Origin of the sequence: Flavobacterium sp. (genome assembly GCF_025352425.1) — a bacterium.
Lineage (GTDB): Bacteria > Bacteroidota > Bacteroidia > Flavobacteriales > Flavobacteriaceae > Flavobacterium.
Window position 1 is genome coordinate 52,386 of the sequence record NZ_JANXTI010000035.1, and the last position, 16,490, is coordinate 68,875.

Here is a 16,490-nt window from a genome sequence, read left to right on the forward strand (position 1 = left end):
TAAAAGTATAAAAAAAGAGCCAACTGTTGTTGGCTCTTTTTTATAATTATTTTTCTATTGCAAGTTGCCTTTTAAATCTTTGGTCATATTGCCGATAGTGATAACCTTGGTAAGGTTTGACACACTACTCCTTCACAAACCTCTTAGCCACTATAGTTTTGTCATTTGCCTGTAAGCTTACTATATAAGTACCACTTTGCAGCATACCCACAGGTAGTGTTGCCTGTAGCGTATTGCCCGCAACAGGAGTGGTTTTATACACCGCTCTGCCGGTAAGGTCATAAATCACTAAACCCGTAACCACCTGCTGACCCTGATAGCGGATGTTGATTTCATTTTGTGCCGGGTTGGGATATAAGGTAAAAGGTTCCTGCTCAAATGTTTCCTCTCCCAAGGTACAGCCCGCTACCGGAATAGCGGTAGGCACTATGGTTGCCGTAGTGGTACCATTGCCCAACTGCCCATAGTCGTTGCTCCCCCAAACCCATAGCGCGCCGTTGAATTTTATGGCTACTGCATGCTGAAAACCTCCTGCTACCTCTGCCCAGTCAGTATCTGTACCGATTTGTACCGATTTGTACCGGTTGCATCCTGTTGGTGGTGGTACCGTCTCCAAGTTGCCCTGCATCGTTAAGCCCCCATGCCCACAGCGTGCCGTCACTCCTGATGCCATAGGAACTGCGAAAACCAGCGGCTACTTTTAGCCAGGTGAAGGTGCCTATATGAACAGGAGCATCCCTAAAATAGGTGGGAGGTAGCGTATCTCCGTTTTCACCATATCCCCCTCCTCCCCAGGACCAAAGACTGCCATCGGTTTTGAGTGCCAGAATATAAGCAATGCCTAGGCTCATGGTTTCCCAATCAGTATCAGTACCTATCTGTGTCGGGGTTTGAACACCACTAAGGGTTGAAGGCCCCAATAAACCCGAGATATTGTTATTTCCCCAACCCCATAGCGTACCGTTGGTTTTAATTGCCATACCAGTACCGGCACCGGCGGCGGCGGCCATCTTCCAGTTGGTGGCCGTACCTATCTGCCCCGGGCTTAAACGGTCTGCGCAACAGCTGCCGTCACCCATCTGGCTTTGATGATTCTGCCCCCAACCCCATAGGGTACCGTCCGTTTTTACTGCTATATTGAAAAAATCCCCAGTGCCCACCTGCTTCCAGTTGGTGGCTGTACCTACCTGAATCAATGTATTGGAATATATAGCCGATGAACCTATTCCAAGCTGCCCGGTGCTGTTATCACCGGCAGCCCATAAGGTTCCGTTAGCCTTGATGGCTAAAACATAATATGTGCCACAGGTAAAACTCTGCCAGTTGGTAGCGGTAGTGAGTTGGGTAGGGACATGGTGGTCCGCTTCCATACCATCACCCAATTGCCCAAAAGCAGCTCCAGAGCCCCAGTTCCACAAAGTGCCGTTAGGTTTTAACCCATAATTAAAATAATTGCCGGAATCGAGTTTAGTAAGGCACTGTGCCTTCATGGTACAGACACCAACCAAAGCCAATATTGTATAAAGTATTGTTTTTTTCATGTTGTTTAAGGTTTTAATAGGTATGAGCAATGGCATTAACTGCCATTGCCCATACAAATATAAGTAATTCTATACAGAGTTTTTAGTGCTGCTTTACAGCGGCACCAAAAACAATTTAATCCTTAATCAGTTTCTTCTGCAGTACTACCTGACCGTGCTCAAAGAGCACCACCACATAAACTCCTGCAGCATAATTGTTTAAAGACAACGTCCAATCGCCCTTTGGCTCCTTAGCCGCATAACTGATTATTAACCGCCCGGTTAAATCATAAATCGCTATTTCCGAGTCATTGCTTACCGCGGTAAAGGCAATATGCAGTTCATTTTGGGCAGGATTTGGATACAGCGCCATGCTATTGATTAATTCATCCGGCAATACAGCCTTGGATCGTCCCTCATTGCTTTCCCCACCACAATTAAGCAGCGTAATTTTAAAAGGAGTCTGGCATATTTTGTCCTTATCCGTTATGGTCAGCAACAAATCGATATCTCCACCCATAAACCCATTAATGGGCACAAAAGTAAAGTTATAATCGTTAGGTCCCGGATTAAGCGTAAATGTAGCAGGCGAAATAATTGCCCGATCACTATAGGACGAGAGTACTGCTGTTACGGGGCTGGTAAAATTACTTACTATGGTAAGTTCGCTTCGCCGCTATTGCTGGTATTTTCCTCGAAATGCCAGTACTAAAAACCCAGACAATACATCCTAATACGGTAAATAAAAAAATCCTGCATTAGGATCATTATAATCCTAATGCGTAATCAAAACAATCTTAATGCGAAATCATCTTGTCGACAATGCGTAATTTTTTTGTTTACCGTATTGGTGGAGAAGAAAATCCTGCATTAGAATTTTTTTGATTACCGTATTGGAAAACAAAAAAATGATGCATTGAAAAACAAACTATACCCGTTATTAGCCATAAAAAAACCCGAACGGGAAACCATTCGGGCTTTTAACTAAAAAAGGACTAGCTTAACTCACCTGCAAAGTATCCTGCAGGCTTCCGGAACGAATGACAATGTTTGTTGTGCCATACGCCTTTGCGTACTTCGAGGGTGTAACTTCCTGCTACTAAGGTGTCCGGAATGCTAAACATTAGTTTGCCTTCTGTCCTGCTGGCAATAATGACCACTTTGGTTGCGGTGCCGTCTGTTGCAATAAAATAAATGCCCTCGGCAGCATTCGCTGGGTTGAACTTTAATTCTTCTCCTACTACCTGCGCAATACCACCCGGAGTAAGTATGCTGTTCGTGTTTTGGGTGTTTATATCAGTAAACTGAATTAAAGCGGGTGCTGCCGTTGCCTGGGTTACTTTTTCAACTTTGGCAAAGTTCAGTTTTTGGGTCAATAAAATACCCGAAGAGACATTCGCTTTTTTGATGTGTCTCGACGGGTCAAAACTGTCGATGGCGTTAGTGAAAACACCATTAATTCCGGGTTTGATGTTAACCAACGGAAGGTTCACATTGTTCCCTTCGGCTACTTCATCAGTAACCACATCAAAGAACACTTTTAGTACTGCACGAACATCGGCTTCGGTGATGGTACTTCCACGCTTTAGCATTTCTCTTGTAATGCTGTCTACATCATGGATCTGATTGCTGATTACTCTGGCTGACTGATCGTTTGGGTCAGGGGTAATCGGGTTCGGCTGTAAATAATACTTAATAGACATAATAATAAAAATTAAAGTTACTAATGTTTTAATAACGATAAGATTTTTCTTTTATTATGCCTTAACAAAAGTTTAACTTGTTGTTTTATAAAAAGTTAGCATTAAAACCACAAAAAAAGAGCCAACATTCGTTGGCTCTTTTACTAAATATTTTGACCCGAGTCATTAATGCCGAACGGAACGAAGTTAATTATAAATTATCCTTTCAAAGCTTCCGCCCCACCAACAATTTCTAAAATCTCATTAGTAATGGCAGCCTGGCGTGCTTTATTGTAAGTTAATTTCAATTGGTTTCTTAACTCGGTTGCGTTGTCGGTTGCTTTATGCATTGCCGTCATACGCGCTCCGTGCTCTGATGCAAATGAATCCCGGATTGCTTTGTACAATTGTGTTTTCAATGATTTTGGAATCAATGTCAGTACAATTTCTTCTTTTGATGGTTCAAAAATATAATCTCCGGTTGAAGCCGGGACATCGGATGCAATTGGTGCTAATGGCAAAAATTGTTCTGTTTGAACGATTTGTGTTGCGGCATTTTTAAATTGGTTGTACACAATCACGATTTTGTCATATTCGCCAGTAGTAAACATTTCAATTAGAACATTTGCAATGTTGGCTACATTATCAAAAGTCAGATTATCATAAATTGCATTATGATGCGCGTGTACCGTAAATGTTTTTGCTAAAACATCATTTCCTTTCTTCCCAATCGGGAAAATATCAACTTGTTTTCCGGCATAACTTTCTGCAACTTCTTTGGCTGCTTTGATAGCGTTGGTATTAAATGCGCCGGCTAAACCTCTGTTAGAAGTTATAACAACAATTAAAACCTTATTTACCTCACGTTGCGTTGTATATTCCCCACCGGCATCGCCTTCTAAAGTCGAGCTAACATTCTGTAAAAGTTCGGTTAATTTTTCAGCATAAGGTCGCATCGCCGTAATAGCATCCTGAGCTTTTTTCAGCTTTGCAGCAGAAACCATTTTCATAGCCGATGTAATTTGCATCGTAGATGAAACTGAACTAATCCGATTACGTATTTCCTTTAGGTTTGCCATTTTATGAGTATTAAGATTTAAGTATCAAGTAGTAAGAGTCTTTGTACTTACTAATTGATACTTAATACTTCTTTAGTTATATTTCGCTGAAAGTTCTTTAGCTGTTTTTTCTAAAACGTCGGTAATAGTGTCGTCCAATTTACCGGCTTTTAAAGCATCTAAAATATCTCTGTGTTTGCTGTTCAAAAAGTTAATATATTCTCTTTCGAATTCTTTTACTTTGTTTACAGGAACGCTTTTCAACAAGTTTTTGGAACCTGCATAGATAATAGCAACCTGATCTTCAACTGTGTACGGATCGTTAACCACCTGTTTCAGGATTTCAACGTTTCTTCTTCCTTTTTCAATTACGTTTAAGGTAACCGCGTCAAGGTCAGAACCAAATTTTGCAAACGCTTCCAATTCACGGAATTGCGCTTGGTCTAACTTTAATGTACCAGCTACTTTTTTCATCGATTTAATCTGAGCATTTCCTCCAACACGAGATACCGAAATACCTACGTTAATTGCCGGACGAACCCCTGAGTTAAACAAATCTCCGTCAAGGAAAATCTGTCCGTCAGTAATCGAAATTACGTTAGTTGGAATATACGCAGATACGTCACCTGCCTGTGTTTCGATAATTGGTAAAGCTGTTAATGAACCGCCACCTTTTACGATTGGTTTCAATGAATCCGGTAAGTCGTTCATGTCTTTTGCAATTCCATCATCGGCAATCACTTTACAAGCTCTTTCCAATAAACGGGAGTGTAAGTAAAATACGTCTCCAGGATAAGCTTCACGACCCGGTGGTCTTCTTAACAAAAGGGACACCTCACGATAAGCAACCGCTTGTTTTGATAAATCATCATAGATAATCAAGGCAGGACGACCTGAATCTCTGAAATATTCTCCGATTGCAGCCCCGGCCATTGGTGCATAAACCTGCATTGGTGCCGGATCGGAAGCATTAGCAGCTACAATTGTAGTATAAGCCATTGCTCCTTTTTCCTCTAATGTCTTAGCAATTCCTGCTACTGTCGAAGCTTTTTGCCCGATAGCAACATATATACAGAATACCGGTTTTCCGGCATCATAAAATTCTTTTTGGTTCAGAATGGTATCGATACAAACGGTTGTTTTACCTGTTTGACGGTCACCAATTACAAGCTCTCTTTGACCTCTTCCAACCGGAATCATCGCATCGATAGATTTGATTCCTGTTTGTAACGGTTCCGTTACCGGCTGACGGAAGATAACTCCCGGCGCTTTTCTTTCTAATGGCATTTCGTATAATTCGCCACCGATTGGTCCTTTACCATCAATTGGTTCACCAAGTGTGTTTACTACACGACCTACGATTTTTTCGCCAACTTTTAGCGAAGCGATACGTTGTGTTCTTTTTACTGTAGAACCTTCTCTAATTCCGGTAGATGGTCCTAAAAGTACAACTCCGACATTGTCTTCTTCCAGGTTCAAAACGATAGCTTCCAATCCGTTGTCGAATTGTACTAACTCACCGTATTGAGCGTTTGATAACCCATAAACACGGGCAATACCATCACCTACCTGAAGAACTGTTCCTACTTCTTCTAATGTTGCACCTGATTCAAAACCAGATAATTGTTTCTTTAATATTGCTGAAATTTCAGCTGGATTAATTTCTGCCATTTTGATATATTATTATCTTCCTATATTAATATTTACTCCTGAACCTCTTGCCGGTTCTTCTTTGATTATAATTGTATTATTGGTATTCGTCGTGCTTCTTAACCGGTCTGAAAACGGAGTTCCATACTTTTCCACAAGCCTTAAAACTTTGTCTTCATCGAATGTGCCATCTTCATTTATACATTTAGAATTATAAATGATATTAATTACTTTTTTGAAGCTTACATTATTAAGTTCAATTGAACTTTTCAAACCTAAAAATTTAACTTCAATATAGGTTAACTCTCCTGTCTTATTATAATTTGTAATTGGTTCAGCACCTGGAACTGTTATTAACTTCATATAAACGATTTCCTGTTTATCCGTCATCATCATCATACTACAACTAGCGCTAAATCCTCCGCAACCTTCGTAATTTAACCATGCCTTATCGTCAACAAGTATTTCCCCTTTCTTTAACTTAATATCTTGAGAATAAGTTAAAGAAGAAATTACAAATAATAAGAGGGTGATAGTTTTTTTCATAAAAAATTAATTTGTAAACTCTCTTTTCAACTCCTGCAATCTGTTTGATACAGAAGCGTTGTATTGTTTGTCGCCTATTCTCAAAATAAATCCACCAATGATTGAGGGGTCAACTGTGTTTTGAATGGTTATTTTTTTATTCGAAATAGTTGCGGCTTTCGCCAAAATCTTAGCTTCCAATTCAGCTGTAATAGGAAAAGCGGTAGTCACTTTCGCAACCTCAACACCGTTCATTTCGTCAAACTGAGCATTGTATTGAGTAGCAATTGCTGTCAATATCTCAAATCTTTTATTTTCCTTCAGTAATCGGAAAAGCGATTTTGTTTCAGCCTGAACTGAACCAAAAACTTCGGTCAAAGCATTCATCTTCAAATCTGATTTAATGATTGGACTTGCCAAAAATTCTTTTAAATCAGCACTCGAGTCAACCGCACCAATGATAGATTTCATATCATCATGTACCTGATTGGCTTTCCCGCTTGAAACCGCAGTTTCCAAAATTGCTTTCGCGTATCTAATCGCAGCTCTTGACATAACGATTAATTTAATTTAACGTCGCCCAACATTTTCTCAACCAATTTAGTTTGAGAATCTTTGTCAGCTAATTCACTTCTTAATACTTTTTCTGCAATTTCGATAGACAAAGAAGAAACCTGATTCTTCAAATCTGCCATTGCTGCATTTTTTTCGCTATTGATTGCAGCTTTTGCCTGTTCAATCATTTTACCTGCCTGAACCTGCGCTTCGTCTTTAGCTTCAGAAACAATTTTATCTTTAATTTCTCTGGCTTCTTTTAGGATAACGTCTCTTTCAACTCTAGCTTCAGCTAATAATTTTTCGTTATCCGATTTAAGGTTTTGCATGTCTCTTTTTGCAATTTCTGCAGAAAGTAATGCGTTTTTGATTCCTTCTTCTCTTTCATTAACAGCATCAAGAATTGGTTTCCAAGCGAATTTTTTCAACAAGAAAATCAATAACAAGAAAATTAATGACTGCCAAAAGAACAATCCGAACGAGAAATCATTTATTAACTTTTCCATAATTTAATCTGTATATATTATGTAATGTATAGTGTAATTTTAATTCTTTAAATATAAACCAAAGCTACAACCAACCGTTGCAGCTTTTGGTTTGGTTTTTTTGGATTAAGATACTGCGAATAACGCTGCAAATCCGATACCTTCAATAAGTGCTGCTGCAATAAGCATCACTGTTTGAATTTTTGCTGTAGCTTCCGGTTGACGGGCAATTGCATCTAATGCAGAACCACCTATTCTACCGATACCAATTCCTACTCCAATAACTACTAATCCTGCTCCAATAAGGTGAAGATTTCCTTCCATAATGTATATATATTTAATTAAACATTCAAATTTATTAATGCGCCAACGCGCCGTCTGGCTACTCGCATAAAATGTCCACCGGACATTTTTTAATGATGCTCGTCCCCATGGTGGTGTTCTTCAACAGCAGCACCAAAATATAAAGCGGTTAACATAGTAAAGATATAAGCCTGTAAAAGAGTTACCAATATTTCTATTAATGAAATGATGAATGAAAGTCCGAATGTTAACGGGCTTCCGATCCAGCTTTTGAAAACGAACATCATTCCTATCAAACTCATCAATACAAGGTGACCCGCAAACATATTTGCGTACAAACGAATCATTAATGAGAAAGGTTTGATGATTGCTCCGATAAGTTCAATTGGCGCCAAAATAATTTTCATAGGAACCGGTACTCCGGGCATCCATATCATGTGCAACCAATAATCTTTCTTAGCTGTAAATGTTGTAATGATAAACGTTATAACAGCCAACCCGAAAGTCACAGAAATATTACCTGTAACGTTGATTCCGAATGGTGTCATACCAACCACATTTAAAAACCAGATGAAGAAAAACACAGTCAATAAATGACTCATGTATTTTTTATAGTGTCTTTCACCAATGTTTGGAATAGCAATTTCATCACGAACAAACAATACGATTGGTTCAAAAAATCTTCCGGCTCCTGCTGCAACGCCTCCGTTTTTAGAGTATGAATTTCCTAAACTTCTAAACAATAAGAACATTAAAAGCGCAATTAGCAACATTGTAAAAACGCCTTTGGTAATTGAAAAATCTAATGGTTTAGCGTTATCCGGATGATGTTCGTCTCCGGCTAAAGTTCCTGAAGCATCGGTTTTGTAGATTTTTTCGTGGTGTAAAACATAATAGTTTCCACCATCTTCTGCTGCTTTCCCATCATCAAATTTTGAAGATGAAAACACATGAAGCCCACCATCCCATAGGATAATCGGTAATGGGAAGCCATATTCTTTTCCGGTTTCCTTATCTCCAAAAAAGGTAAAACTGTGTGCGTCTAAAACGTGGTGGTTTTTTACTTCGTCAATCTGTTCTTTGATTTCAGCTTTTGGATCCTGATTTTCCTTGGCGACAGCTTCTCCTTGTCCCGAGGCTTGCTCAGGTGAATTTGCTAATAAAACTGAAGGTAAAAAAGCGATTAATGCTACTATACTATAAAGGAATGATTTTTTTGAAAACACCATAACTATGAATTGTCTAAATTTTATTTCTGAAATTTGGTGCAAAAGTACACTTTTAATTAATATTAAAAAGTATAAGTTTTAATTTTTTTGACGGAATTATCGATTCTAAAACAATTTATTGCTTATTGTTTAAAATTCTGATGGTTAGATAAGTTTCTATTGCCAAAAAGTAAATAAAAATCGCAAAAAAGTTTAACTTTTCTGATGGCGTTTTTGGAAGATGTGCGTGGATAATTGGTCTTAAAAAAGCGTAGGCAATTGCCATCTTTAAAGTAGTAAATGCTAAAAAGGCGTAACCTACGGAGTTTTCTGCTGTTTCTTTTACTTTCGCTAACAAGGAAACAATAACTACAGAAAGAAGGGCAAACAAAACGTAGAGCAATGGAGTTGAATAAATGAAGTTTTCTTCAAATTCTTTTGGAATAATGAAATGCGATATCACTTTATGGATAATGAGACCAATTATTGCGGCGATAAGGATTTTAAAAAGGGAATTGTACTTTTTCAAATTCATTTTTCTTCTTCAGATTTGTTGATTTCTTTTAACTGTCGGGCGATGTTGTAAAACGCAAGTGCAACACCTAACATCGTTAAAATTTTTACGTATAAATTATGTTTGTTTATGAATTTGTGGTCGAGCCATTGACCTAATTGAGCGAACAAAAATACAATAACTCCCATTTGGATGGGAATGTTAATAAGCGCCAACCATTTATTACGCTGTTTTTTCTTCTGCTGATTTTCCATCGGTAATCAAGTTTTTAACATGCGGTTTCATTATGCATGAAGCACTGAATTCGGCACCGGGTTCAACAGAAAGCTTTCCGCAGATTACTTCGCCATGAATAAGGGCTTTGGATTTCACATTAAGAATTTCTTGTACTTGTATTTTACCGTCAAACTTACCTTCTATATCGGCATTTTTACAAATGATATCTCCTTTGACGCTACCCGCGGGTCCAATTACTATTTTTCCTTTGGATTGAAAGTTCCCAATCAAATGTCCATCCAAACGAAAATCTGCAGGTGAAATTATATCGCCCTGAATGGTCGTTCCTTCAACAATTCGGTTGGTTTTACCTAAAAGGTCAGTGTATGATTTTGGACTTTTCTCAAACATGGTTTCTATCCTTTTTTTCCGGATTTCTCTCCTCCAGGTGATGGCGGTGGTCCATATTCCTGATCTTCAGATTTTGGATTACTTGTTTTTTGATCTGTCCCTTTTTGACCATTCCCTTTTATATTCTCATTTGGGTTATCCTGAGAAGGTTGGTCTTTTTGATTATTATTTACAGCGGGTTTTGGCTGTACAGGTTCTGGCGCATGTTCAACCGTTCCGTCCCAGTTTGGTTGTGTTGCCGTTTCAGGAAGATTCCCGGCTAAAAATTCGTCTAAATTCTTTTTTATCTGAACTATCGTGTAATTTTCGGCAGAAATAATTATAGGTATTTGTTGTACTTTATAATCTTTATAGTCTTTTAAAATAGAAGTAACTCCTATTGCTAAATCCTCTGAATTTAAACCATGAATCACCACAAAATTATCCGTCATCGTGTAAATATCCAAAGAAACTGTTAGTTTATTTAAACTCCTGTCGGCAATGAATTTTTTAACTTTTTCACGCAGTGCTTTAGTTCCTGCATCTTCAAAATCTTTTGTAGCATATAAAATTTTCCAGTTTTTGGAAGGTGCTTTCGACAATTGCAACGCTTCTAATTTTGGCAAATCAACGGCTAATAATCTTTCTGCTTTTTTACCTTCTTCACTATTTGGATAATTTAAGGCAACATAATTCAATGCGGTGCTAAATTCACCAAGACCGCTAAGTTTTCCAACGATATTGGCTTTTAGCAACTCGAATTTGGGAACAATTTCATCTCCTGTAAATCGGTTAATGGCGCTTTCGGTAGCCGCTAAAACTGTTTTGAATTCGCCGCTTTGATATTGTTTGTAAATGGTTGTATATACTGCATTTGGCGAATCACTTGACTCAGCAATTTCGCTTGACGGATTTTGTAAAATTTGGGCATAGCGCGAATTTGGATAATTTGCAATGATACTTTCTTTCATTGCGGTGGCTTTTGATTTATCTAAAATTTCATAAAGCTTGTACAAATGATACATTGATGGCAACACCAATCTTTCTTCAGGGCCATCATTTAATAATTTCTCAAATTTGTTAACAGCAAGTTGGTATTCTTTGAATTTCTCTTTATAAATGATTCCAAGTTGGTAATTAGCAAAGTTTCTTTCTTTGCTCAAACTGTCTATAGTTGCCTGTGATTCGGGAATCTGCTTTGTGTAAAAATCTGGGGTAAATCGTTCCTCAACAGCCGCAACATCTTTAGCATCTTTAGCGCCTTCAAAATCTTTTCCATTGGTATCTTTTCCTGTGTTTTCTTTTTCCGAAATTGATGAAACACGCCAATTATCCTGAAGCGTTCTTTTGCCCCAATTTTTTGCAAACTCTACTTTACCGTAAGCAACAGTTGTAGGGTTATAAAAATAGAAACTATCACTTCCTGAAGCTGTAGCACTAGTTGCTTTAGGTAGTATTGCCTTTGACTTTTTGGCATCAGAAGCGTCATCTGAATCGATTTTCCCATCGGTCCTATCCTGATTTTCTTTAAGTCGGGCTTCTTTCTCGGCTGCCTTTTTTTGAGCTTCTTCTTCTTTTTTAAGCTTTACAATATACGTTTCAAAATAAGCTGTTCTTTCTGAACCTGACATTTTATAAAGAGAAATAATACTGTCATTTGTTTGTGAAATGGCTTCATACTTGATAACTTCTTCAAGATTTTCTCTTTTCTTTTTTATCAGATTATATTCTCTCGTTCTTGGTTTTAACTGAACCAAGGTGCTGTCATAATAATTTCCCGCTTTAACAAATTTAGAATCTATAAAATGTAAATCGGCCAAATTCCTATAATTGGAAGCTATAAGATAGGAGTCGGCTGTTTTCTTTTTTAATGAAAGATTGTATTCTTTTTTGGCAAGAACCTTATTGTTGTTGTTTTCATAAAACAAGCCCAATTGATGGTGTAAAACATCCAAAAAAGGTCTGTTTTCTCTGTCTTTCAGTAAGTCGGCATATTTTTTCAGGAATGCAATTGTATCGCCTTTTTTATAATCAAACTGTGCGGCTTGCCTTGCATGCGCATGAATAACATAAGCTTTTGCTGCTTTTCTATGCATATCAATTACGGTTTGATAGCTGGCATATGCGCTGTCTTTGTATCCGAGATTTTCGTAAATCTGACCTAAAATATAATTATATCTCGATATTTCTTCTTTCGATTTGGTGTATTTTTTAGCGATTTTCAGTTTGGCAACAGCACTGTCTTTCTGCTCTAAATTTAAAAAAGCCTGTGCCAAAGTCGCATTGGCATCCGCAAAAATCTGATCTTTAAATTTGATTTCTTTGAGCAGTCTTCGAAGATTATTTACTGCCAAAGCATCATTATCCAGACGCATGTTGGTTTTTTCCCGCCAAATTTTTACTTCGTATATTTTATCACTATTTGGCGATTTGTTCAGCACATAGTTAAACGCATCCAAAGCCGGCACAAAGCGCTGGTCATAATATCTTGCTTTTCCAAGCATCATATACGCTTCGTCCATTTGTGGGTTTTTTTCTGAACCGTTAATGTTCATGGAATGTTTCTGAATTGCTTTAGTGGCTTTGGTTTCCGCTTTCTCAAAATTAGCGTTCTTCGTATTGCCCGGCATAAGATTGTCTTCGGAAATCTGCATTCTTTCTACGGGAAGGATTTCCCAAAAATTGTCTTTGTTTTGAAGTTTTACTTCCTCAACTCCTTTGGCCAAACCAATTCCACCATTGTATAAAATGTTGTCTTTCGTGCTAAGCGCATGTGAATTTCTGGAAAGCCATGAGTTTCTCTTCGTAGAACAGGCGATTAAAAAAAATAGTAATCCCGTGAAGATAATATATTTAATTGTAGTGGTTTTCAAAGCAAAACGTTTAATGTTATAACGCAAAAAAGTCATAAATAGTATACTAACTGGTAAAAATACGTTTCTTTTTGATATGGCAAAAAAATTAGCGGTAAGTTTTTACCATTAGTGATAAATCCCGACCGCTATTTTATAAAATGTGTTTCTTACACTGCGAAAAACGCCTCTAATTCCTTCAGGGTTTCCGGTGATGTTTGAATATCTTTTACCACTTCGCCCAAGCTTAGGGCTACAATCCTGTTGCAAACCTCAACGGTATGAACCAAATCGTGTGAAGAAACCAAAACGGTAACATTAGGATTTTCGGCCAATTCTTTAATGATTATCTTTAATCTGTTAACCGTTGTCGGATCAAGATTAGCGAAGGGTTCGTCCAAAATAATCACTTCCGGATTACCGATTAAAGTGGCGATGATGCCTACTTTTTTCATGTTTCCTTTAGATAAATCCCGCAAATATTTTTTGCTGTTCAGAATTTCTCCATTAAAAAATTCTTCGTGCTTTTTCAGCAATGCATCAACATCAGCTTTGTTTTGGCCGCGCAAATCGCCAATGAAATAAAAATATTCCTCAGCAGTTAAATAACCAATCAGAAAGCTCTCATCAATAAATGCGGATGTGAAAGGTTTCCATGCTTCGCTAGTGTTAACCTGAACATTATTGTTGATTATATGTCCGGAACTTGGCTGAATTAAATCCAACAGCAAACTAAAAAAAGTAGTTTTCCCTGCGCCGTTATTCCCAACCAATCCGAAACTTTGTCCTTTCGGAATTTCAAGATTTTGTATGTTTAATACGGTTCTTTCTAAGTTATATCTTTTGGTTAAATTATTTACCTGTATCATGATTTGTGTGATGTTTAAAATTTAGTTTTTTTGTTTGTAAGCGGCTATGGTTGCGTATTTTTCGGTCTTATAAATCTTTTCAATCTTAGCGAAAACCGTATTTCTAAAAGCGAAACCAAAAATTCCCGCCAGCGCAACTAACAAAAATCCAAGATTGGCCGAATGAAGATAAAACCCAAGCGAATATAATAGCATTGGCACCAATAATTTTGGTATGGAGATAAGCATCGTTTTTACATTAAAAGCCTGTTTATCGCCAAACGCCTTTTTTGCCATAGTCAGGTCGATTGGAGTCTTCACAAAAGCACCGCCGAGCATCACTAAATGGGAATTTACGCCAATATTGTAAATGGCTCCCACCACAATCAACATGTAAATTTGCCATCCGAAAAACACCCAGTAGAAAGAGGCAATAATCGTAGCAATCGATGTTCCGATAACCATTAGCCACCATTTTGAACTGATGTATTCGCGATATTGAATGTTTTGGCTCATCATCAGTTGATAATAAGCACTATCCCAGCTTGGTACAAATTGTCCGAAAGTGAATAAAAATCCGCCTGAAACAAATATGCCGGCAAAGACCTGCATCATCGGATTTTGATAAGCCTCAATAGCATTTGTGTAAAAAAGCAATCCGTAAAAAATGAAAAGGAAACTCATAATCACAGTGGTTCTGGAACGTTTGTTTCTTTTCAACAATTTGATGTCATTTTTTAGGAAAGTTCCCAGTGTTCCAAATTGGTTCAGCCATGTGAAATTTTCGGTTTTGGCTTCGTCGTTTTTTTTCGCCAAACCCGTATCCAGATTTAGGTTCTTTTTAAAATAATCAAACGAAAAGTAATAAGTCACAATGGTTAAAAGAATTGGCATCAGGAACAAATAATTGGTGCTGAACATTCCCTGGAAGAATAGTTGGGTGTAATTCGTCACGTCAAAAATATGGTAATACTGAACCGATATCAAAGTCACGACTATAGCCAATAAAGGATAGAAAACGATATTCTTATTATTAATCAAAACATTGATAAAGTTATTGGAATAAATCAGCGCCATCATTCCTAAACTCCATAAAACAGCTTGAAATCCGTAGCCATGCATCAATAAAACAATCGTAAACGGAATAAAGAAAAATGCGTGTAAAATATTAAAAAACGAAATCATGGTTTTCCCTAAGGAGAAATGAACAATCACGTCTCTTTTTATGGGCAGATTCAATAGTGGCTTAATGTTCGTAACAGGCATTTTTTGAAAAAAATACCTTATGACTAAATCGCCAACCAAATAATAAATTATGTATTTATTGACTGTAAATAAGGGCTCTACATGAAAATCTTCTTTAATTAGAAAGAAAATTCCAACTCCGGCAGCAATAAAAATGACCATGAAATATAAGGCGACTAAACCCATTACAATTTTCAGAACCAAATTAGTAGCGAAAGATGCTGAACGATAGAAAGCTTTCCATTCAAGGGAAATGAAGTGTTTGAACATAGTTGGTGGTTTAGGTTTTGGAATTAGTTCTCAAACGTAGAGAAATGTTACAAATGTTGAATTCTAAATTTTTTAACCGTAACAAAATAGTGAATAATAAACGCAACGTACAAAAAAAGTGTTGTACCAACAGTGAAATAATTTCCAAAGAAATCTTTGGAAAAACCATTTAAAACAAGATCAAAATAATAGATTGCTAAAAGTATGATTGATGTTTTTTCAAGATAAAAATAACGTTTTTTAAGAATCATAAAATGAATTATTAACTGAAGAACACTAAAGCCAATAATTGTTAAAAACAATGCATGATGGAGTGTCATTAATATACTGTCTTCATTGAAATAACGATAGCCTATGATAATCAATAATCCTAATATTATATTGTATGGTTTATAAAATGTCTTTGAAAATTGTATTATTGAATTTAAATAATGACCGGTCATTTTATTGTTTGATTTCAAAAGTTCACGTTTGTTTTTAATCATATACTCTTTAAAAGCATCATAAAAATCAATCTTTTCATGTTCCATTTTTTCTTCTACGCCTGTTGCAATATGATCTGTCATTTCAGCACGCAGGTCAACAAAAATAACATCCGAATTTTCTAAATAAGTGTCAATGAATTTAATTTCTTTGCTTGATAATTTCATATTTTAAAATTTAATTTAGGTTGAACCAACGTCTGCATATTTCGAATAAAATCTTCCAATTCTGTCAAGCGATTTATGGTTTCGGTAGTGCCTATATCGGTTAATTTATAATACTTTCTTATTCGATTGTCTACGTTTTCTACTTCCACTTCTAAAAGGCCTTCAGCTTATGTAGCGCTGGATATAAGGCGCCTTCGGTGATTTTTAATTCTCCTTTAGTAATTTCTTTTACTTTTTGGGTAATTTCATATCCATACATCCGTCCGTTTTCTTCCAAAAGTTTCATCACTATCGTGGTTAAACTTCCTTTATATAATTGCGAATTTTTCATTTTTAATTCCTTTTTGAAATTCAAATATACATAAGTTTTTTATATACATAACCCGTTGGGTGTAATTAAATTGTTTGATTTTTAATATTGTTTATTGGTCTGTCAAATATGAATTTATTGATATACTGAACCAATGTTAATGCTGTTATTTTTGCTAAAATTCTTGTTTTAAAACCTTCAAAAGTTTT

At 36.8% G+C, this 16,490-nt stretch carries 18 protein-coding genes and 2 pseudogenes; all 20 read right to left on the reverse strand.

The annotated features are described in order from the left end of the window. Positions 1-124: 124 nt before the first annotated feature. The gene (locus tag Q0Q99_RS05275) at positions 125-616 is read right to left on the reverse strand and encodes a T9SS type A sorting domain-containing protein (protein ID WP_293892500.1); all 492 of its coding nucleotides are present in this window, start codon (positions 614-616) and stop codon (positions 125-127) included. Beyond that, a complete protein-coding gene (locus Q0Q99_RS05280; protein WP_293892502.1) occupies positions 549-1,541 on the reverse strand; it encodes an RCC1 domain-containing protein in 993 nt (330 codons plus the stop codon). The genes Q0Q99_RS05275 and Q0Q99_RS05280 overlap by 68 nt, the downstream gene beginning before the upstream one ends. A 115-nt stretch (positions 1,542-1,656) precedes the next feature. Further along, positions 1,657-2,040: a T9SS type A sorting domain-containing protein gene (locus Q0Q99_RS05285; RefSeq protein ID WP_293892505.1), complete on the reverse strand. Its 384-nt coding sequence runs from the start codon at positions 2,038-2,040 to the stop codon at positions 1,657-1,659. 475 nt (positions 2,041-2,515) lie between these two features. Further along, positions 2,516-3,223, reverse strand: a complete 708-nt coding sequence (locus Q0Q99_RS05290) for a DNA-binding domain-containing protein (RefSeq protein ID WP_293892509.1) — start codon at positions 3,221-3,223, stop codon at positions 2,516-2,518. 197 nt (positions 3,224-3,420) lie between these two features. Then, a complete protein-coding gene (gene atpG / locus Q0Q99_RS05295) occupies positions 3,421-4,281 on the reverse strand; it encodes an ATP synthase F1 subunit gamma (protein ID WP_293892512.1) in 861 nt (286 codons plus the stop codon). Positions 4,282-4,353: 72 nt separating this feature from the next. Continuing rightward, a complete protein-coding gene (atpA, locus tag Q0Q99_RS05300; RefSeq protein ID WP_293892515.1) occupies positions 4,354-5,931 on the reverse strand; it encodes a F0F1 ATP synthase subunit alpha in 1,578 nt (525 codons plus the stop codon). Between the two features lie 12 nt (positions 5,932-5,943). Then, positions 5,944-6,456, reverse strand: a complete 513-nt coding sequence (locus Q0Q99_RS05305; protein WP_293892518.1) for a hypothetical protein — start codon at positions 6,454-6,456, stop codon at positions 5,944-5,946. Between the two features lie 6 nt (positions 6,457-6,462). Then, on the reverse strand, positions 6,463-6,996 hold the full coding sequence (atpH, locus tag Q0Q99_RS05310; RefSeq protein WP_293892552.1) for an ATP synthase F1 subunit delta: 534 nt from the start codon (positions 6,994-6,996) through the stop codon (positions 6,463-6,465). After that, entirely contained in the window at positions 6,996-7,496 is a 501-nt protein-coding gene (locus tag Q0Q99_RS05315) for a F0F1 ATP synthase subunit B (protein ID WP_293892521.1), read from the reverse strand. The genes atpH and Q0Q99_RS05315 overlap by 1 nt, the downstream gene beginning before the upstream one ends. A gap of 105 nt (positions 7,497-7,601) precedes the next feature. Next, the gene (gene atpE, locus Q0Q99_RS05320; protein WP_264520066.1) at positions 7,602-7,799 is read right to left on the reverse strand and encodes an ATP synthase F0 subunit C; all 198 of its coding nucleotides are present in this window, start codon (positions 7,797-7,799) and stop codon (positions 7,602-7,604) included. An 89-nt stretch (positions 7,800-7,888) separates the two neighbouring features. After that, positions 7,889-9,007, reverse strand: coding sequence for a F0F1 ATP synthase subunit A (atpB, locus tag Q0Q99_RS05325; RefSeq protein WP_293892524.1), 1,119 nt, complete (start codon positions 9,005-9,007; stop codon positions 7,889-7,891). A 115-nt stretch (positions 9,008-9,122) separates the two neighbouring features. Further along, positions 9,123-9,521 carry a hypothetical protein gene (locus tag Q0Q99_RS05330; protein WP_293892527.1) on the reverse strand — a complete coding sequence of 133 codons (399 nt, stop codon included), beginning with the start codon at positions 9,519-9,521 and terminating at the stop codon, positions 9,123-9,125. After that, positions 9,518-9,754 carry an AtpZ/AtpI family protein gene (locus Q0Q99_RS05335; RefSeq protein ID WP_293892530.1) on the reverse strand — a complete coding sequence of 79 codons (237 nt, stop codon included), beginning with the start codon at positions 9,752-9,754 and terminating at the stop codon, positions 9,518-9,520. The genes Q0Q99_RS05330 and Q0Q99_RS05335 overlap by 4 nt, the downstream gene beginning before the upstream one ends. After that, positions 9,723-10,127, reverse strand: coding sequence for a polymer-forming cytoskeletal protein (locus tag Q0Q99_RS05340; protein ID WP_293892533.1), 405 nt, complete (start codon positions 10,125-10,127; stop codon positions 9,723-9,725). The genes Q0Q99_RS05335 and Q0Q99_RS05340 overlap by 32 nt, the downstream gene beginning before the upstream one ends. 5 nt (positions 10,128-10,132) lie before the next feature. Next, a complete protein-coding gene (locus tag Q0Q99_RS05345; protein ID WP_293892536.1) occupies positions 10,133-12,979 on the reverse strand; it encodes a gliding motility protein in 2,847 nt (948 codons plus the stop codon). A gap of 149 nt (positions 12,980-13,128) precedes the next feature. Further along, entirely contained in the window at positions 13,129-13,827 is a 699-nt protein-coding gene (locus tag Q0Q99_RS05350; RefSeq protein WP_293892539.1) for an ABC transporter ATP-binding protein, read from the reverse strand. Between the two features lie 21 nt (positions 13,828-13,848). After that, positions 13,849-15,321 carry a DUF5687 family protein gene (locus Q0Q99_RS05355; protein ID WP_293892542.1) on the reverse strand — a complete coding sequence of 491 codons (1,473 nt, stop codon included), beginning with the start codon at positions 15,319-15,321 and terminating at the stop codon, positions 13,849-13,851. 47 nt (positions 15,322-15,368) lie between these two features. Further along, positions 15,369-15,971 carry a hypothetical protein gene (locus tag Q0Q99_RS05360; protein WP_293892545.1) on the reverse strand — a complete coding sequence of 201 codons (603 nt, stop codon included), beginning with the start codon at positions 15,969-15,971 and terminating at the stop codon, positions 15,369-15,371. Continuing rightward, positions 15,968-16,302, reverse strand: a pseudogene (locus tag Q0Q99_RS05365) (PadR family transcriptional regulator). Before Q0Q99_RS05365 ends, Q0Q99_RS05360 begins: the two are co-directional and overlap by 4 nt. 65 nt (positions 16,303-16,367) lie before the next feature. Further along, positions 16,368-16,490, reverse strand: a pseudogene (locus Q0Q99_RS05370) (IS982 family transposase); the annotation flags it as partial.